This is a genomic window from Cupriavidus sp. 05L310 (assembly GCF_056398185.1).
On the sequence record NZ_JBFTOX010000021.1, the window covers coordinates 1 to 17,104 of the forward strand.

The 17,104-nt window shown below is 61.6% G+C and carries 15 protein-coding genes and 2 pseudogenes; 7 read left to right on the forward strand and 10 right to left on the reverse strand.

Annotation, left to right across the window (positions count from 1 at the left end):
- Positions 1–89: 89 nt before the first annotated feature.
- The 4 genes from AC1DS6_RS16675 to AC1DS6_RS16690 all read right to left on the reverse strand — a co-directional run bounded on the left by AC1DS6_RS16675 (position 90) and on the right by AC1DS6_RS16690 (position 2,875).
- Positions 90–761 carry a JmjC domain-containing protein gene (locus AC1DS6_RS16675; protein WP_477102773.1) on the reverse strand — a complete coding sequence of 224 codons (672 nt, stop codon included), beginning with the start codon at positions 759–761 and terminating at the stop codon, positions 90–92.
- A 158-nt stretch (positions 762–919) separates the two neighbouring features.
- Positions 920–1,114, reverse strand: coding sequence for a hypothetical protein (locus AC1DS6_RS16680; protein ID WP_441627344.1), 195 nt, complete (start codon positions 1,112–1,114; stop codon positions 920–922).
- Positions 1,111–1,593 (reverse strand): MchS3 family protein, encoded by a 483-nt coding sequence (gene mchS3, locus AC1DS6_RS16685; RefSeq protein ID WP_441627346.1) that lies wholly within the window; start codon positions 1,591–1,593, stop codon positions 1,111–1,113. The genes AC1DS6_RS16680 and mchS3 overlap by 4 nt, the downstream gene beginning before the upstream one ends.
- Positions 1,594–1,612: 19 nt before the next feature.
- A complete protein-coding gene (locus AC1DS6_RS16690) occupies positions 1,613–2,875 on the reverse strand; it encodes an HlyD family secretion protein (RefSeq protein WP_441627348.1) in 1,263 nt (420 codons plus the stop codon).
- 872 nt (positions 2,876–3,747) lie between these two features.
- Between AC1DS6_RS16690 and AC1DS6_RS16695 the strand changes: the two are divergent.
- Positions 3,748–4,309: pseudogene (locus AC1DS6_RS16695) on the forward strand (transposase); the annotation flags it as partial.
- Positions 4,310–4,790: 481 nt separating this feature from the next.
- Positions 4,791–5,108 (forward strand): Mpo1-like protein, encoded by a 318-nt coding sequence (locus tag AC1DS6_RS16700; RefSeq protein ID WP_441627350.1) that lies wholly within the window; start codon positions 4,791–4,793, stop codon positions 5,106–5,108.
- An 8-nt stretch (positions 5,109–5,116) separates the two neighbouring features.
- Here the strand turns inward: AC1DS6_RS16700 and AC1DS6_RS16705 are convergent, their stop codons facing one another.
- Positions 5,117–6,463: a YihY family inner membrane protein gene (locus AC1DS6_RS16705; protein WP_441627352.1), complete on the reverse strand. Its 1,347-nt coding sequence runs from the start codon at positions 6,461–6,463 to the stop codon at positions 5,117–5,119.
- A 177-nt stretch (positions 6,464–6,640) separates the two neighbouring features.
- On the opposite strand from AC1DS6_RS16705, the gene wrbA reads away from it, so the two are divergent.
- The 3 genes from wrbA to AC1DS6_RS16720 all read left to right on the forward strand — a co-directional run bounded on the left by wrbA (position 6,641) and on the right by AC1DS6_RS16720 (position 9,187).
- Positions 6,641–7,246: an NAD(P)H:quinone oxidoreductase gene (gene wrbA / locus AC1DS6_RS16710; RefSeq protein WP_441627354.1), complete on the forward strand. Its 606-nt coding sequence runs from the start codon at positions 6,641–6,643 to the stop codon at positions 7,244–7,246.
- Positions 7,243–7,680, forward strand: coding sequence for a DUF2069 domain-containing protein (locus tag AC1DS6_RS16715; protein WP_441627356.1), 438 nt, complete (start codon positions 7,243–7,245; stop codon positions 7,678–7,680). The genes wrbA and AC1DS6_RS16715 overlap by 4 nt, the downstream gene beginning before the upstream one ends.
- Before the next feature lie 85 nt (positions 7,681–7,765).
- The gene (locus tag AC1DS6_RS16720) at positions 7,766–9,187 is read left to right on the forward strand and encodes an FAD-binding oxidoreductase (RefSeq protein ID WP_441627358.1); all 1,422 of its coding nucleotides are present in this window, start codon (positions 7,766–7,768) and stop codon (positions 9,185–9,187) included.
- A 56-nt stretch (positions 9,188–9,243) separates the two neighbouring features.
- On the opposite strand, the gene AC1DS6_RS16725 is transcribed toward AC1DS6_RS16720, so the two are convergent.
- Positions 9,244–9,786: a gamma carbonic anhydrase family protein gene (locus AC1DS6_RS16725; RefSeq protein ID WP_477102774.1), complete on the reverse strand. Its 543-nt coding sequence runs from the start codon at positions 9,784–9,786 to the stop codon at positions 9,244–9,246.
- 762 nt (positions 9,787–10,548) lie between these two features.
- On the opposite strand from AC1DS6_RS16725, the pseudogene AC1DS6_RS16730 reads away from it, so the two are divergent.
- Both AC1DS6_RS16730 and AC1DS6_RS16735 read left to right on the forward strand, forming a co-directional pair.
- Positions 10,549–12,141, forward strand: a pseudogene (locus AC1DS6_RS16730) (aspartate:alanine exchanger family transporter).
- Between the two features lie 54 nt (positions 12,142–12,195).
- Positions 12,196–13,188, forward strand: a complete 993-nt coding sequence (locus AC1DS6_RS16735; RefSeq protein ID WP_441627362.1) for a 2-hydroxyacid dehydrogenase — start codon at positions 12,196–12,198, stop codon at positions 13,186–13,188.
- Between the two features lie 29 nt (positions 13,189–13,217).
- On the opposite strand, the gene AC1DS6_RS16740 is transcribed toward AC1DS6_RS16735, so the two are convergent.
- The 4 genes from AC1DS6_RS16740 to AC1DS6_RS16755 form a co-directional block, all read right to left on the reverse strand.
- Positions 13,218–14,927 carry a SulP family inorganic anion transporter gene (locus tag AC1DS6_RS16740; RefSeq protein WP_477102775.1) on the reverse strand — a complete coding sequence of 570 codons (1,710 nt, stop codon included), beginning with the start codon at positions 14,925–14,927 and terminating at the stop codon, positions 13,218–13,220.
- A 218-nt stretch (positions 14,928–15,145) separates the two neighbouring features.
- Complete coding sequence (locus AC1DS6_RS16745) at positions 15,146–15,736, reverse strand: hypothetical protein (protein WP_441627364.1); 591 nt, start codon at positions 15,734–15,736, stop codon at positions 15,146–15,148.
- A 47-nt stretch (positions 15,737–15,783) separates the two neighbouring features.
- Positions 15,784–16,803, reverse strand: a complete 1,020-nt coding sequence (locus AC1DS6_RS16750) for a hypothetical protein (protein ID WP_441627366.1) — start codon at positions 16,801–16,803, stop codon at positions 15,784–15,786.
- Positions 16,804–16,844: 41 nt separating this feature from the next.
- Complete coding sequence (locus tag AC1DS6_RS16755) at positions 16,845–17,099, reverse strand: RNA recognition motif domain-containing protein (protein ID WP_441627368.1); 255 nt, start codon at positions 17,097–17,099, stop codon at positions 16,845–16,847.
- Positions 17,100–17,104: the final 5 nt, after the last annotated feature.

Here is a 17,104-nt window from a genome sequence, read left to right on the forward strand (position 1 = left end):
TCGAGAAATGATCCTCTATTGGCCGCCGCCCTGCTTGCGCTAAACAGCCAGCGCAAGCAGGGCGGCGGCCGCTCGAACCTCGTCACCTGTCAAGTGTCCTCGGCGCAAAATGCGATTTTATTTGGCGGCTTATCTTGGGTGGATTGGGTCGCGGAGTGCCACCACCCTCGTGGAACGTAAAGAACATCGCCGGGCTCAAGAACCACATCAAGCACTGGCTCCGCCGGTCGGCAGTGCTTGTAGTTCTTGCTCGTCTGCCCAGGCAAAGGAAGTGTGAAGGTGGGCGAATACAACAGCCATCGCTTGCGCCCCATCAGCTGGATGGCAAAAACATCATGCGTATCCCAATGATCACCAAAAGATCCACTATTTCCGAAAGCAGCATAACCGTTTGCAATGACGACCTCACCAATAAAATCAGACAATTCGTTACAAATGTTTCTAATTTTAATTGAAACTGACTCTATTCGATTGAACACAAGTGTTGAGCCAGCCGCCAGATGCATCTCAACAAGATCTTTATTAAGTTGGATTTTAATTACCCCCACCTCAATACATCTTTTGCTATACCCCGCCGGGTCAATAAAATCCACTCCATTATGGATTCTCACCCCAAGTGGACTTGATTGACTGGAGTATATTGACTCATCAAGATCGTGCCAGTCGAAAAATTTCCCTGTATAGCAAGATTTGAATAAAGCCGGATATCTCTCAAAATTCTCTTCAAAGAAACTGGATGCACTAATCGTCTCGGATATCATATCTTTACGGGCTCGCCTCTTTCCTAGTCCACGAAATATGGGTCCAAAGCTAATAACCTTATGACTAACCGACCATTTCGGCTACGCTGGCATTGGCTCACCAGGCGTAGCCGGTCTCAGCAAGGTGTGGTTTCGAGGGAAACCACCCTCAATTTCAGTCATTCATCGCCATCCGCGCCATTTGGATACATCGACGAAGAGGGCGTACCAGGAGCCCAACACCCACCATTTGCGTCAATATAGCTCCCCATGTTTCGCCCCCGGAGGTCAATCACATTGCTTGACTCGGCTTCACCAGACATATTCATTCCACCCGCCATCATTTTCATTTCTTCATCTGTAATAACTCTCATCTCTTGTCCTTTTTGTAAACGGATTTGCAGCCATGATCATCAATGAACTCGATTATTTCTGCTACGTCCTCCCTTTTTAAAATGTCAGCCCTCAAAACTGATGCCATCCCTCCAGATTTAATGATCGATATTTTCGCCTCATCGAATGCCAGCGGCGATTTTTCGCGAAGCCCACAGGCGGCATACAATTTTGACTCTACTGTTGCCGTTTTAGAATTTACTATTCGTATAAAAAATGAAACGGAATCACGCTTTTTTAGAATAGACCGATATAATTCCTCCTGATTACTTACATGCCCATAGAACCCAACCATTCCGAGACTGAAAGTTTCTATTTCCTCGAATTTTCGCTGCTCACCTAACGAAGAAGTACCGCCATCTGCACTCGCAAGTGACGCCGAAGCGAGAATCATGATAATAGCCACATGAACAACAATTAAAAAATATTTTCGACGTAGATTTTGACCCATATAATTCATCTGACTTGCCTTTTATTAGTTACGATAGCCGCCTGCTAACTCCTATTACAGGGAAAAATATCCATTCATATAGCCTTCTTTTCTCCTGTTCGATGTCGGCGTCCAGTGTCATTCCCGGCATTAGAGGAATATTCTTCCCATCGGCGAGTATGCTCTGATCATCAACCTTTACAGTAATGCGGTATACGCCTTCGTCAATTGCCAATCGCAGAGGAGGAAAATTGGATGCCAGATCCAGTGGCGAGATCGGGCTGCGGGAGACTTCGATTACCGTCCCTGAGTATTGGCCGAACTTTTCATATGGATAGGCTTGGTACCTCAATCGCATGCGCTGACCCGGCTTGACGAAGCCGACAACGCGTGATGGCGCGAAAAGTTGTGCGATCAGTGCCGAGCCTCTTGGCAGTATCGTGGCAATGGGCTGGTTGCTGGCGAGTTGCCCAACTTCCGCTGTAATGGCCGTGACTGTTCCTGCAAGTGGGGCCGTGATAGCGAGTCGGTCACGCGTTCGAACTTCAGCACTCTCTTGCAGTAACTCAGCCATTTGGCGCCGCAAGTCTGCTATTTGGCTTCCCGCGCGCGTGGCTACTTGGCTTAGCTCGCTTCGAAGCGAAGCAATACTGTTCGTCAACTCCGCCCTTTTACGTCGCGCAGAAATAAGCTGAATGCGCAGAGTTTCGACTTGATCTTCTTTCTCAAGCAGGCCTGCCGGGGAAATAAAATTATTTTGCGCGAGAATTACTTGGCGATGAAATATATTCTCTGCCGACGCAACGCGACGAGTGTGCACTTCGATCTCTTGCCGGAGATTAGTTAGCTCATCCGCTTGGGCGTTTAACCTCGATCGAAGGCCGTCTTGAGTTTGCTGATTGAGTAGATGGCTTGCGTCAATTGCCACTTGAAGATTTGAGCGTCGCTGCTCGAGCAAGTGCGCGTGAGCATCCGCCAACTTGAGGCTCCCTTGTATATCGGATGTTCGGCGCTCGTCGGAAAGTACAAAAAGGATGTCTCCGTTGTTCACTTGCTCGCCTTCCGAGACTCTTCTTTCGGTTATGATCCCTGTTGCCTGTGATGAGATGCGGATCACGCCGTGTGCCGGTAGAAGAATACCGCGCACCGACGCATGTTTTGTGTATGTGCCAAACACTAGGTATGCGAGAGTCAGCATTCCAATAGATGTGCCCACGCTAACAATAACCCAGCTTGACCAGGGCCTCGGAAGCACAATAGGCCCAGACCAATCGTTGGTTGACGAAAGAACTTCCGAGCGAAACAAGTTCATAAATATTCTCCTTGAACGCGGTGGTGGGTTTTAGACGATAGATCTCTTCATATTTCCGAGGCTTTCCGCTTTAGGCCTATCGACCACATAGCGAATGTCCGTGGACGGCGGCAGGAATTGCAACATGACATAGACCAACTAGTAGCCATTCATAGAGCATCGCCAATCAATCTGCTCTCCCCTGACTGTTCCCGTCATTTCCCATGTACTTCGGCGTTCCTGTGTTCCAGAAATGCAATTCGTTGAACAGGCTCAGTTCATATTCCGACCGTTTCTCCTCCAAGGGCTCCTTTTCCCTTCGTATTCGAACGGCGGCAGATCATGACGTTCCTCGGCATGGCGCCCAAAGCGCGACGGCGGCAAGGAGGATTGCGCCGACAAGCAACATCGCATCGAGCAATCGACATCTCGAGAGCGGCTTCATTGATGACCTGATCACCATGCTGCACTGCCCGTCGCTTCTTTCCGTTATCCCGCAATCGCTTGTCTATGGCGCGAAGACAAGGGCTACCGCGCCCCCTGGAAAAAATGCCCCATCCCGCACATGAGGCGGTTGAGCCGAAACTAGCGGGTTGAAGAGTCCGCCAGGGAGCCCCCCCAAGACATCGGCGATGGAGTTGGATGGAAGTAGCGTATCAAGTGCGCATCCAGCTTTGTTTGCGAAGATTCCGAATCGGTCGCGGATTCGTCCGATAGTGCCTTCTCGTGTGCCCGCCTCGCGATCGGGTTCTAGCGAGCTCCGTTTGTGCAAAGTGGGGCACGATAGTCGTCAATGGTTCCGAACACGGACACCAGCGGTGCCGGTGAACGTCTCGGCCGGACCTGTCAGGAATTTTGTGCTTAGGGCATAACATGTCGCTAAGGAGCATGTCATGCCACGCAAAATGAAGACTAGACAGGCTGCCGACCATTCCCGAGGACCTGATTGCCCATTTCGTAAAAGGCCCCGTGACCACCGAGGCCGTGGAGGCCTCCATGGCGTTCAAGAAGGCCCTGATCGAGCGCGCCCTGGACGCGGAGCTGGGCCATCACTATGCCCCGGGCGCCGAACGCCCGGCCGGCACGGCCAACCAGCGCAACGGCAAGAGCGCCAGAGCCGTGCTCACGGACGACGGGCCGCTGCGCGTTGAGGTCCCCCGCGACCGGGATGGCACCTTCGCCCCGATCCTGATCCCCAAACACGAGCGACGCTTCACCGGCTTCGATGACAAGATCATCGCCATGTATGCCCGGGGCATGACCATGCGCGAGACCCAGGCGTTCCTGGCCGAGCAGTACCGCACCGAGGTCTCGCCCGAGTTCATCAGTTCAGTGACCGATGCGGTGATGGACGAAGTCACGGCCTGACAGGCTCGCCCGCTTGAGGTGATGTACCCGGTGGTGTTCTTCGACGCGCTGCGGGTCAAGATGCGGGAGGACGGCGTGGTGCAAAGTGGTAGCAGCAGGTTGAAGGCTGCGGCGGCGTAGCGAGCGCCCGCCCTCTCCCCCGGCCCCTCTCCCACAAGTGGGAGAGGGGAGCCAACCAGCGGCAAGATCAACCAACTGTGGTAGCCGTGTTTCCCGCCCCAAGGGGCGGGAAACACCCAAGCGCGATGCGAAGCGAGCCGTCAAGGTGTGCCAAGGCCGTATGGGGCGCCTCGGGATTCGGCGAAAAGAGCGGAAAAGAGGGACCCATGTCTGAGCATCGCCTTAAGGCGATGCGAGTTTGGGTCCCGGCCGCTCTTTTCGTCGAAGCCCGAGGGGGTGTCGCCCCATCCGGCGCGCCTTCTTTGCCTACTTTCTTGGCAAGACAAGAAAGTAGGTCGCCGCCCCGCAGGGGTGGTGAAACCGCAGTTGCCTTTGACGGTAAGCAGTTGCAGTGACAGTCACCCCCCACCTAAACTAAAAGCCCCCGAACACCCCACAGGCCCCCGCCATGCCCCAGGCCCACCCCCGTGAGTTCGAGAATTTCGCCGCCTTCTATCCCTTCTACCTGAACGAGCACCGCAATCCCATCTGCCGCCGCCTGCATTTCGCCGGCTCCAGCGTGGCATTGCTGTGCCTGCTTGCACTCCTGCTCAGCGGCAACTGGTGGTGGCTGGCAGCGGCCGTCGTGTCGGGATATGCCTTCGCCTGGGTCGGCCATTTCGCCTTCGAGAAGAACCGCCCCGCCACCTTCCGCCACCCGCTCTACAGCCTGATGGGAGACTGGGTCATGTACGCCGACATCTGGCGTGGCAGGATTCCCTTCTAGGGGGGCATTCAGACCTGGCCATGCCAGCCGGGCGGCACCACTTCCAGCGTGCGGCGCGCGGAATCGGCTGGGCGTTCCTGGACCGCCGGGCCATCCTCCGGTTGCTGCCGGCGGAACACCGCATCCAGCGGCTGGTCCAGTCGCGGGTTGTCCAGCACCTGCTTGAGCGCATCGGCGCCTTGCAACTGCTGCGCCAATGCCGTGCGCGGCAGGCGCGGCAGGTTCAGCACCAGCCGGTCGTGCAGCGTGCGCAGCGTGACCTGCCCGGGATCGCACAGCAGCGCCCAATGGGCCTGGCCGCGTTCCTGCGCCAGCCTGCCTACCAGGTGCATGGCCTTGAGCTTGCCCAGCAGGCCCGCCAGGTAATCCGCCTCTACCCGCAGCTTGCGGCCCAGGTCGAGTTCGCCGACGCTGCGCGGCACCTCGTCCCGTGCCCGGTATAGCAGGTAGAGCACGCCCAGCGCGTCGAAGAACTCGCTGCCGGCAAAGGTGCGGCGCCGCCAGTAGCCTTGCCGGATCACGGGCAGGTTGGCGGCAATGGTGGCGCCCAGCAGGGTCACCAGCCAGCTCAGGTAAATCCAGAGCAGGAAGATCGGCAGCGCGGCAAAGGTGCCATAGACCGCGGTGTAGGTCGGGATATGGGTGACGAAATAACCGAAGCCGCGTTTGGCCAGCTCGAAGGCAAGCGCCGCCACCAGCCCGGCGGCAATCGCGTCGCGCCACTCCACGTTGGCGTTGGGCACGGCGGTATAGAGAAAGGCGAAGGCGAGCGCCGACAGCAGCACCGGCGTCAGGTTCACCACCAGCTCCAGCCCGAACGGCATGGTGCCCACATAGCCGGCCGAAACCGAGATCAGGTAGGAACTGATCGACAGGCTGGCGCCGATCAGCACGGGGCCCAGCGTCAGCACCGCCCAGAACACCAGGATGCGCTGCGCCAGCGGGCGGCGCTGCTTGACGCGCCAGATTGCGTTGAGCGCGTCCTCCACGGTCAGCATCGTCAGCACCGAGGTCAGCATCAGCCCGCCCAGGCCCACCGCGGTCAGGCCCTTGGCGTTCTTCGCGAACTGGCCAAGGTAGCTCGTGATGGAATTGCTGACGTTGCCCGGGATCAGGTTCTGGAACAGGAATGACTCGGTCGCGCTGCGAAACTCGCGGAATACGGGGAAGGCCGCCAGCAGGGCGAAGGCCACCGTCAACACCGGCACCACCGCCAGCACCGTAGTGAAGGTAAGGCTGGCCGCGACCTGCGGCAAGCGGCCTTCGCCGGCGCGGCGCAGCGCGTAGCGCGTGAGCGCGCGCAGTTTTTGCAGATTCCATTCCCTGCGCAGGCGAACGAAGCGGGCGGCGAACATGCTGGGGCAAACTCCTTGCTGATTCAGTGGGGTACCCCGGCGCGGCGACGCGCGGCGCACGCCGGGGCCGCAACTATAATACGCGCATTGCCCTGTGCGCCGCACAAGGCACCAATCCGGCCTGCCCCCTGGGACCGCCCCACCCCGGCGCCCTTGTTGCGCGCCGCAGCCCTGTCCATGACCGAACTCCTAGTCCTCTATTACAGCCGCCACGGCAGTACCCGCAAGCTGGCCGAACTGATCGCCACCGGCATCGACAGCGTGCCCGGCGCCCAGGCACGCCTGCGCACCGTGCCGCCGGTTTCCACCGTGAGCGAGGCCACCGCGCCGGATATCCCGGCGGAAGGCCCGCCTTACGCCGAATTACGCGATCTGGAGGAATGCGCCGGCCTGGCGCTGGGCAGCCCGACCCGCTTCGGCAATATGGCCGCGCCGATGAAGTACTTCCTGGATGGCACCGTGGCCCAGTGGCTGTCGGGCGCCCTTGCCGGCAAGCCCGCCTGCGTGTTCACCGCCACCGGCAGCCTGCATGGCGGCCAGGAAACCACCTTGCTGTCGATGATGCTGCCCTTGCTGCATCACGGCATGCTGGTGCTGGGCCTGCCTTATTCGGAAAGCGCCCTGATGACCACCGCCAGCGGCGGCACGCCCTACGGCCCCAGCCATCACGCGCGCGTGGACAACAGTGCGCCGGTGTCCGACGAGGAAGCCGCGCTCGCGCGCGCCATGGGCAAGCGCCTGGCCGAGACCGCGCTGCGCCTGGCTGGCCGGAGCCACGCATGAACGCCGCCCCCAAGCCCGCGGTTGCGCCCGCGGCCAACGCCACCGACAGCGCGCTGCACAGCGCCGGCCTGTACCGGCTGAGCGCCGGCAGCCTGATTGCACTGATCCTGCTGTGCATCGCCTGGGAATGGTTCCTGGCGCCGCTGCGTCCCGGCGGGTCCTGGCTGATCCTCAAGTTCCTGCCCCTGCTGCTGCCGCTGCGCGGCGTACTGACCCGCAACCGCTACACCATGCAGTGGTCCTCGATGCTGATCCTGTTGTTCTTCACGGAAGGCATCGTGCGCGCCACCAGCGACCGGCCGCCGTCCTCCACGCTGGCGTGGGTCGAAGTCGCGCTGACGCTGCTGTTCTTCTTCGGCACCATCCTCTACCTGCGCCCGTACAAGCGCCGCGCCAAGGCGCTGCAACCGGCCAAGGCCAAGCCCGGCAAATGACATCGCCGATGAACGCGCTGTAAGCCCGCAGCAATCCACTCCGCGCGGCCGTCACGACGGCGGCCGCCCTCCTGGACCTACCGCCATGACCGCCTCGCATCCCGATTCCTTCCTCGCCCTCTGCCGCGCCGCCCTGGGCGAGCAGCACGTGCTGACCGAAGACGCCGACAAGGCTCCCTACCTGACCGACTGGCGCAAGCGCTATACGGGGGAAGCATTGGCGGTGCTGCGGCCAGGCTCGGCCGAGGAAGTCGCCGCCGCCGTGCACGCCTGCCACGCGCACAAGCTGGCCGTGGTGCCCCAGGGCGGCAATACCGGGCTATGCGGGGGCGCCACGCCGACAGCGGGACAGCAGTCCGTGGTGATCTCTCTCCAGCGCCTGAACCGCGTGCGGCAGGTAGACCCGCTCAACAACACCATCACGGTGGAAGCCGGCGTGATCCTGCAGCAGTTGCAGGACGCCGCGCGCGAGCATGGCCGGCTGTTTCCGCTGAGTCTCGCGGCGGAAGGCAGCTGCACCATTGGCGGCAATCTCTCCACGAACGCGGGCGGCACGGCCGTGCTGCGCTACGGCAACACCCGCGAGCTATGCCTGGGGCTGGAAGTGGTAACGCCCGCCGGCGAGATCTGGGACGGCCTGCGCGGCCTGCGCAAGGACAACACCGGCTACGACCTGCGCGACCTCTTCATCGGCGCGGAAGGCACGCTCGGCATCATTACCGCCGCCGTGATGAAGCTGTATCCGCTGCCGCGCGCCCGCGTCACGGCGCTGGCGGCAGTGGCCAATCCGCGCGCGGCCCTCGCCCTGCTGGCCATTGCCCAGCAACGCGCCGGGGCCATGCTGACGGGTTTTGAGCTGATGTCGGAGATGTGCCTGTCGCTGGTCACCACGCACTACCCGCAGTTGCGCTATCCGTTCGACCGCCCGCATCCGCAGGTCGTGCTGCTGGAACTGTCGGACAACGAGAGCGACGACCATGCGCGCGCCATCTTCGAAGCGCTGATGGAAACGGCCTTCGAAGCCGGCGTGGCACAAGACGCGGTGGTGGCCGAATCCGTTCAACAGTCGCGCGACTTCTGGAACCTGCGCGAACATATCCCGCTGGCGCAGGTCGACGAAGGCAAGAACATCAAGCACGACATCGCCGTGCCGATCTCGCGCATCGCGGATTTCATCGACACTACCGACGCCCTGATCCAGCAAGCCTTTCCCGGCGCGCGCATGGTCACCTTCGGCCACCTTGGCGATGGCAACCTGCACTACAACGTATCGCCTCCCGCCGGGCAGAGCCACGATGCCTTCCTCGGCAATTCGGAAGCCATCAACCTGATCGTGCATGACAGCGTGCACGCGCATCGCGGCTCGATCTCGGCCGAGCACGGGCTCGGCCAGCTCAAGCGTGAAGAAAACCGGCGCTACAAGAGCAAAGTCGAACTCGCGATGATGCGGGCAATCAAGCAGGCGCTGGATCCGCAGGGGCTGATGAATCCGGGGAAGGTGATCTGACAGGAAACGCTGCCGGCAGCCGGGTGTGATAGCCGGCTGCGGCGCTGGCAATTCGCTCAAACGCCCTGCAACTCCGCGACATGCTGGTCCTTCAGCTTCACGTAATTGGCCGCCGTATAGCGGAAGAAACCGCGTTCCTTTTCCGTCAGGGGCCGTGCCTCCCTGGCCGGGCTCCCGACGTACAGATGCCCGCCCTTGAGCACCTTGCCCGGCGGCACCAGGCTGCCGGCGCCAAGAATCACTTCGTCCTCGATCACCGCGCCATCCATCACGATGGTGCCCATGCCGATCAGGATGCGGCTGCCGATGGTGCAGCCATGCAGCAGCGCCTTGTGGCCGATCGTCACATCGTCGCCGATGGTGAGCGGGAAACCATCCGGATTGAAGGGACCGGCATGCGTGATGTGCAGCACACTGCCGTCCTGCACGCTGGTGCGCTCGCCAATGCGAATGCGATGCATATCGCCGCGAATGGTGACCAGCGGCCAGATGGAACTGTCGGCGCCGATCTCTACGTCGCCGATCACGACGGCGCTCGGGTCGACGAACACGCGGTCGCCGAGTTTGGGGGCTTTGCCCTGGAAGCTGCGAATGGTCACGATGGAATTCCGAATTGCGGATGAGCGCTGCGCGAGCCCTTGCACAACGGCTACCCGGTAGTCCGGGCCGCGCGGAGGAAGGCGCACCGCCATGCTCTGGACCAGCATTCTAATTCCCTTCGGCAAGCCGCCGGCAATTCGTTAGCCGGGCCGAACCGGCGCCATGAGAAACAAAAGGCCGGGAAGCCTGCAATCTTCCGGCGTTCACGGTTCGAATTGGAAGCCGGATCAGGATACGGACACCCTGTCCCGGTACTGTGTCGATCGAGAGGACGTCCTGCAATTGCCGCACACATCACTTCCCCGAGTCCCGCATTCCCGGTCTTGTTCCTCTTGCTTCTGGCGTGCACTCCAGGCTGTTCGAGATAGCGTCACCCGCGATGATTCCGATTGTTCGGATCCGTGCGTCTTCAGTGTGCCGTTCAAATACGCTGACCTACGTCAATGATTCGATCTTAGCCATGCCTATGCTTACAAAGTGCGGTGCGCGCCAGACGCCCATTCCCGCGTCGCCCTTTGGACTCGAATTCGATGGAAGCGACGTCGCGATCCGGGCGTCACCGGACATCATGTCCATCAAGGCAGTTCGAAATCAACTACCCGAAGGCAACGGATCCACTGTGCGTGCACCGGCACAGTGATTGAAATCCGGGGAATTGCGGGCTTGGGTGCGACGGCCATCCGCCCCTCTCGACCAAGCGTCCGCGGTACGCTGCCGCGTCAACGTGCTGGATCTTCAATCCTGATAATAAGGAGCCGGCCATGGAAGCCGTCAGGTCACTGTTGGAAACCCAGCCGTTGTTCACTTTGTTCCTCACGGTCGCATTGGGTTACGTTGTCGGCGAATTCAATATAAAGGGGGTCTCGCTAGGGTCCGGGGCCGTACTTTTTGTCGGATAGGCGCTTGGGGGGTTTGCGCCCAAGGCGGCTCCACCCGCCCTTCTCGGCACCCTCGGCTTGCTGCTATTCCTCTATGGCATCGGCATCCAATACGGCGGCCAGTTTTTTGCGGGCCTGACAAGCGCCGACGGACTGAAGGCCAACGCGGCGGCCGCACTGGGCGTAGCCGGTGCCGGCTTTGTCTCGTTGGCGCTGGTGCCGCTGTTCGGTGTCAAACTCGATGAGTCGCTGGGGATGTTCGCGGGCTCGGGGACCAGCACGGCGACCTTGCAGGCGATCATTACTGCCATGAAAGGCGACGGCGCCGCGGTTGGCTACAGCGTGGCGTATCCCTTCGGTGTCGCCGGTCCGATCCTGATCCTTTACGGACTTGGCGCGGTGCTCAAGGCAAAGATCGAGGCACCTCCGGCAAAGATCATTGAAACGGCCGAAATCGCCCTGAGAAACCGCGAAGTCATTGGCCTCAGGTTCTCCGAACTGAAGGCACGCCTGCCGGCAGGCCTGGCGATTGCCGCGGTGCGCCGCGAACACCATAACCAGCTGCCCACGGACGACCTCGTTCTGCAAACGGACGATGTCCTGCTTGCGACTGCCACGGACCCGGCGGCACTTCAGGAAGCCGCCGCCTTCCTGGGAGAGCTGCAACCGGGACGGATCAGCAGCCATCGGGAGGATCTTGACTATGCTCGCGTATTTGCGTCGAGCCGCGACGTGGTCGGACTGGCGCTGTGCGATATCCGGTTTCCGGAAGGTGTCGTCTGCTCGATTGCCCATGTGCGCAGGGGCGATGCCGATATATTGCCCGGCCCCGATCTTATCCTTGAGGTCGGCGACCGGGTCGGCCTGCTGGTGAATCGTGCCCACGCAAAATCGATACGCAAGTTCTTCGGCGACTCCATCAAGGGCACCGCCGAACTGAGCTTCATCTCGATCGGCATCGGTGCGGCCGCGGGGCTGTTGGCAGGCATCATCCCGCTGCCGATTCCAGGCGTCGGCAAGCTGACCCTCGGGCTGGCCGCGCTGCTGCTGGTCGCCCTTTATCTTGGCAAGCTTCGCCGCTCCGGACCGTTCGTCTGGACCATGCCCCTCTCGGCCAATCTGGTCCTGCGCAATTTCGGCCTCACCATCTTTCTGGCGCAGGTGGGCATTTCCTCCGGGCCGAAGTTCTTCGCCACGATCGGCGTAGCGGGAGCCTGGTTCCTGCTTTACAGCGTTGCCATTGTCCTGGCACTGGTGCTGATCACCGCATTGTGTTGCCTGTGGATCTTCAAGCTGCCGTTTGACACTACCGCAGGCGTCATCAGCGGGGCGACGGGGAACCCGGCCATCCTTGCCTTTGCCAATCGCGTCGCCCCCACGGATCGGACGGACCTCGGCTATGCCATGATTTTCCCTTCGATGACGGTTGCAAAAATCCTGTTCGCACAGATCACCGCGGCACTGGCCGGCGGGTAGCGCGGACAAGTTCTGGCCGGAAGAACAACGCTCCATCATTCTGGGAGACACGCAATGAAAGTTGCCGTATTCAGCGCCAAGCCCTACGACCGCGAATATCTCGATGCCGCCAATGTTGCCGAGGGTCATCAGCTCAAGTACTTCGATGACCTGCTGGAAATGGAAAGCGCCGGCCTTGCCGCGGGCTATGACGCGGTCTGCATCTTCGTGAACGACACCGCGGACGCCGCGGTTCTCGATGCGCTCAAACGCGGCGGAACGAACCTTGTTGCGCTGCGCTGCACCGGATTCAACAACGTCGACCTGAAAGCCGCGGAAAGGCTGGGCATGAAGGTGGTTCGCGTCGTCAGTTATTCGCCAAATTCGGTCGCGGAGCATGCCGTTGCCTTGCTGCTGGCGATCAATCGCAAGATTCACCGTGCGTACAACCGCACGCGGGACTTCAACTTTTCCCTCGACGGGTTGATGGGATTCGATTTCTGCGGCAAAACCGTCGCCGTGGTGGGTACCGGCAAGATCGGCTGTGTGTTCGCCAGGATCATGCTCGGCTTCGGATGCAACGTCGTCGGCTACGATGCATTCCCCACGCCCGAGTTCGAGGCCTTGGGCGCGCGCTACGCCCTACCCGGCGAAATCGGCGCCAGCGCGGATATCATTTCACTGCACTGCCCGCTGACCCCGCAGACGCGCCACATCATCAATGCCGACATGCTGCTGCGCACAAAGCGCGGGGCATTGCTGGTCAACACCAGCCGTGGCGGGCTGATCGACACCGAGGCCGCGATCGAGGCGCTGAAGAGCGGACAGTTGGGCGGGCTGGCCCTCGACGTGTACGAGCAGGAGGCGGATATCTTCTTCCGGGATCTCTCCAGCACCATCATCACCGATGACGTGCTTCAGCGACTGGTCTCTTTTCCAAACGTCATCGTGACCGGCCATCAGGCCTTTTTCACGCACGAAGCCATGACGACGATTTGCCAGACGACGTTGCGCAGCGTCACCGCATGCGAGTCCGGCAAGCCGCTTACGAACGAAATCAAGGCCTGACATGGCGCGCCGACTCGGGCGCGGCAGCCTCACCGCCCCCCGGCCGGCTCCCGCGACGCCTGATACCGGGCAACCGCCTGGTCCAGATCCGGCAGCATCCGCTCGCGCCCTAGCTCCTGGCCCAGCGGCGAGCGCTGCACCAGCGCCAGCACGCCGGGGTTCATGCCGACGAGCCACAGCATTCCACCGCCTTCGCGGTATGTCTTTTCCGCCTCCGTCAGCATCTTGAGCGCTGTGTACTCGAGATCGAACACAGCGCCAAGATCCAGCGCGATAACGCGCGCGTCGGCATCAGCCATAAGCGGACGCATCTTTTGCGCGATGCGCCCGGCATTGGCGAAGAAGATACGGCCCTCCGGGCGCAATAACAGCAAGCCGGGAAAGCTCTCGTCTTCCGGATGCTCAGGCCCCACCGGCCGGAACAAATGCGTGCCCGGCTTGCGCCTGAGCACATAGACCGGCGGATCGGATACCTGGTGCGCCAGCGCCAAAAGCGAGACTACGATGGCCACCACAATGCCCTGCAGCGTGCCGAGGAGCACGACGCCGACCATCGCCGTCACCGCCCAGATAAACTCCGTGCGGCGTACCTGGAGAATCGCGCGAAACTCGACCGGATCGATCAGGCCGATCGAGTACACAATGACCACGGCAGCCAGCGTGGCGTGCGGCATCTTTGCGATAAACGGTCCGAGCAGCAACATTGTGCCCAGCGCCAGCGCCGCGGTAACCAGTGCAGCCAGCTGTGTGCATGCACCGGCCAGCCGGTTCACCGCGGTCTGCGACGTCCCGCCGCCCGCCGGCATGGCGCCCAGCAGGGCTCCCCCGATATTTGCGGCGCCGATCGCCAGCAACTCCCGGTTTGCCACGGGTGCCGGTTCTCCCCTCCTGGCAAACGCACGGCCCGCCGCGATGGACTCGGTAAAGCTCATCAACGCAATGCCAACGGCAGGCGGCCAGAGTTCCGCAATCAGCGAAAGATCCGGCAGGACGGGCGTCGGCAGGCCCGTTGGCACCTGGCCGACGGTCTCCACGCCGTGCGCCTGCAAGCCGAGCAAGCTCACGGCGGCGATCCCGGCTGCCACCGCGATCAGCGGTGCGGGCGCCTTGGGCGAGACATGCTCCATGACCAGCAGCATGCCAATGGTGATGACGCCGACAGCCAGCGTGGTGAGCGATGTATGCGGCAGCCCGGTGACGATGGCCAGCAAATTGTGGAAGAACGAACCCTTGGCAAAGTGTATGCCCAGCAGCTTCGGCACCTGATCGAGCACGATCACGACGGCAATCCCGGCCTTGAACCCGGTCAGGACAGGGTCCGAGATGAAGTTGGCAACGAAGCCAAGCCGCAGCAGCGAAGCCAGCACAAGGATGGCGCCGACGAGCAGGGTAAGCGTCGCCGAGGCCGCCAGCAGGCTGGCAGGAGCCCCGCCCGGCGCCACCCGACCGAGCGCCGCCGCACCGAGAATGGCTAGCGTTGCCGTAGTACTGACGCTAAGCGGGCGCGACGTTCCGAGGAAGGCATAGATCACCATCGGCAGGAACGCCGTATAGAGCCCGACCTGGATCGGCAAGCCCGCCACTGTTGCATAGGCCAGCGCCTTCGGAATGACAACGGCACCGGCGGTGAGCCCGGCGACGACATCCGGCGCGACCCAGTCCTTCTGGTACGCGCGGATCCACTCCGGCACCAGCAGGCTTACGCCGCCGCGGGATGATGCTGACGATTTCCGGTCCATGGGCTCGATCCGCCAATGTCACAACTACGATCCATATCGGGACCGCTCCCGCTTGGGATGCATGGATGCATGGCTCCCGGCCGCTTCCCGCGAGCTCCTCGTTGACGCGTGATCTGCCCGGACTGACCGCAGGTTGCGCAGGGCTTGCCGCTGCGCACCGCGAGTTTCACTGCGGCTTCGTCAGCGGGGGATGCATATCCCCCGCGCTCCATCGCTGCTTACTTCCCCGCAGCCGGCTTGACGGATACCGCGAGCGCCTCGGTGTATACAGCTTCTACCTGGTCGCCCTTCTTGATGTCCTTCAACTGCGCCGGGTCGTCAACCTTCAGGTCCAGCGTATTGCCCTTGGGCCCTTTCAAGGTGACCATCTTCGTCTTGGCATTGACCGCGACGACGTCGGCAAGGACAGTCACTTCGCGCCCGGCTGTGCCGCCCGGCTTGGCGCCCGGTTCGGACCGGTTCATCGTCGCGCTCTCGCTGATCGAACTCTTGCCGCGCCCCTCCTTCTTGAGCGTCAGCGTCATGGCTTCCCTGTAGTCGACAGTCACCACGTCGCCAACCTTCAGCTGGTCAAAATTGCGCGCTTCCTCACCCACCGCAAGACTCGTCACCTTGCCCTTCTTGTCCTTCAGCGAAACCGTTCTGGTCGCCGCGTCGATGGCTGTCACCGTGGCCGTGACGCTGGTTACCCCTCCCACGGTCACCTGGCCCGGCGCCTTCGCGACGTCCACCTTGGTTTCCGGCTGCGCCATCGCCGAGCCCGCCATCACCGCAAGGGCGGCCACCATCAGGAATTTCTTGCTTTGCATTTTCCTCTCCTTTGAAACACCAGAAACCCGCTTTCACCCGCTCGCCGCTACAGCAAGCGCTCGGCCTCGTCGAGCAGGCTCGTGCACGACAACATCGCTGCGCGTGCGAAGCGCACCAGTGCGAACGTACGCACCAGTGGCGGATCGCCGGGAACGCGCGCCGTCAGCAACTCCAGTTCATGCCCGGGCACCGTGCTGCCTTCCGGCAAAAGCACATTCATCAGGCTTAGCCGCCTGCGCTGGCTTTCGATGGAGAAGCACGACCTTGCATCCTTGAACACCGCCGCCATGCCTTCCAGCTGGCGGTCAAGCGCGCCGGACTTGTCACCCAGTTCGCCCAGTTCCCTGTCGTTCTGTTCGATCTGCTCGCGCAGCCGGGCCCGTTCCCCGGCGTCCGCCTGCTCGTCGCCGCCCATCACCGAACGCATACCGGTGCTCTGCCGTTCCAGCAGGCGCAAGCGCGCCTTCAGCAGGCCATGCTCGCGCTCCAGCACATCGCGCCGCGATGTATCGGCAGCGATATTGGAAAGGCTCTGAAGGACCATCTGATCCAGCATTCTCCGCACGATCTCCTCGCGCAGCGCCGCATCGGTCGTGCCGCAGATCCTGACCTGATGGTCACTGAAACTGACCGTGGTCTGCGGCACCTCGGCACGCATCACATCCCCTTCGAGGGCCACGCCCAGCGTATGGCGCTCCGTCATCGTCATGCCCAGCACGGCGCAGGCATCCTGCGCGCCCGCCGACGCCTCGAAAAACTCGCGCAGGTCCGATGAGCGGCTGAAGGCGAGCTCCACATCATGCGCGGTGCCGAAGAAAGCGTGGATATAGGGGTCGGATCCCCACGCCGCCTTGCTGGCTTCCAGCGGCGCAGGGAGGCCGGCTACGAGGCCCCGCACATAATCGAGCGCCATGCCGATCGCGGGGCCGAGCCGTTGCTCGTAGCGCGGCACCAGCCGCAGGCGCGGGCTGAGCCTGAGCACGCGCTCCGTCAACCCGGCGATCTCCTGCTCGTCATGCGGGTGCGCGCCGGCGTCACGCCGGCGCAGCCAGTTCAGAATACTCATGCAACAGCTCCCTTCACCGCGCTTCGCCTGGCCCCGCGAGATCAGCTATAGCGCTCCGCCATGACCAGCGCGCTGAGGTTGTGGCCTTTCCAGAACATGTGCTGGATGCGCGGCTGAAGCTTGCGCAATGCATCCGGCTCGAGGGCATGGAAGGTCAGCATCACGGCTGGCCGCGACCCGTCCCCCGGAACATGCTCGATTTCGTCAAACGGTGGGAAGCCGTACTTGACCAGGAATTCCCTGATCTCGTCATCGGTGGTGGCGCTGTCGATATTCCCCAGTAATAGCAAGGACATGATTC

Excerpts from the sequence above, each read along its gene's own strand:
- wrbA (WP_441627354.1), top strand. The coding sequence starts at position 6,641 with ATGACCGAACTCCTAGTCCTCTATTACAGCCGCCACGGCAGTACCCGC.
- AC1DS6_RS16755 (WP_441627368.1), bottom strand. The coding sequence starts at position 17,099 with ATGTCCTTGCTATTACTGGGGAATATCGACAGCGCCACCACCGATGAC.
- AC1DS6_RS16745 (WP_441627364.1), bottom strand. The coding sequence starts at position 15,736 with ATGCAAAGCAAGAAATTCCTGATGGTGGCCGCCCTTGCGGTGATGGCG.
- AC1DS6_RS16690 (WP_441627348.1), bottom strand. The coding sequence starts at position 2,875 with ATGAACTTGTTTCGCTCGGAAGTTCTTTCGTCAACCAACGATTGGTCT.
- AC1DS6_RS16680 (WP_441627344.1), bottom strand. The coding sequence starts at position 1,114 with ATGAGAGTTATTACAGATGAAGAAATGAAAATGATGGCGGGTGGAATG.
- AC1DS6_RS16700 (WP_441627350.1), top strand. The coding sequence starts at position 4,791 with ATGCCCCAGGCCCACCCCCGTGAGTTCGAGAATTTCGCCGCCTTCTAT.
- AC1DS6_RS16715 (WP_441627356.1), top strand. The coding sequence starts at position 7,243 with ATGAACGCCGCCCCCAAGCCCGCGGTTGCGCCCGCGGCCAACGCCACC.
- AC1DS6_RS16735 (WP_441627362.1), top strand. The coding sequence starts at position 12,196 with ATGAAAGTTGCCGTATTCAGCGCCAAGCCCTACGACCGCGAATATCTC.
- AC1DS6_RS16750 (WP_441627366.1), bottom strand. The coding sequence starts at position 16,803 with ATGAGTATTCTGAACTGGCTGCGCCGGCGTGACGCCGGCGCGCACCCG.
- mchS3 (WP_441627346.1), bottom strand. The coding sequence starts at position 1,593 with ATGAATTATATGGGTCAAAATCTACGTCGAAAATATTTTTTAATTGTT.
- AC1DS6_RS16675 (WP_477102773.1), bottom strand. The coding sequence starts at position 761 with ATGATATCCGAGACGATTAGTGCATCCAGTTTCTTTGAAGAGAATTTT.
- AC1DS6_RS16705 (WP_441627352.1), bottom strand. The coding sequence starts at position 6,463 with ATGTTCGCCGCCCGCTTCGTTCGCCTGCGCAGGGAATGGAATCTGCAA.
- AC1DS6_RS16740 (WP_477102775.1), bottom strand. The coding sequence starts at position 14,927 with ATGGACCGGAAATCGTCAGCATCATCCCGCGGCGGCGTAAGCCTGCTG.
- AC1DS6_RS16720 (WP_441627358.1), top strand. The coding sequence starts at position 7,766 with ATGACCGCCTCGCATCCCGATTCCTTCCTCGCCCTCTGCCGCGCCGCC.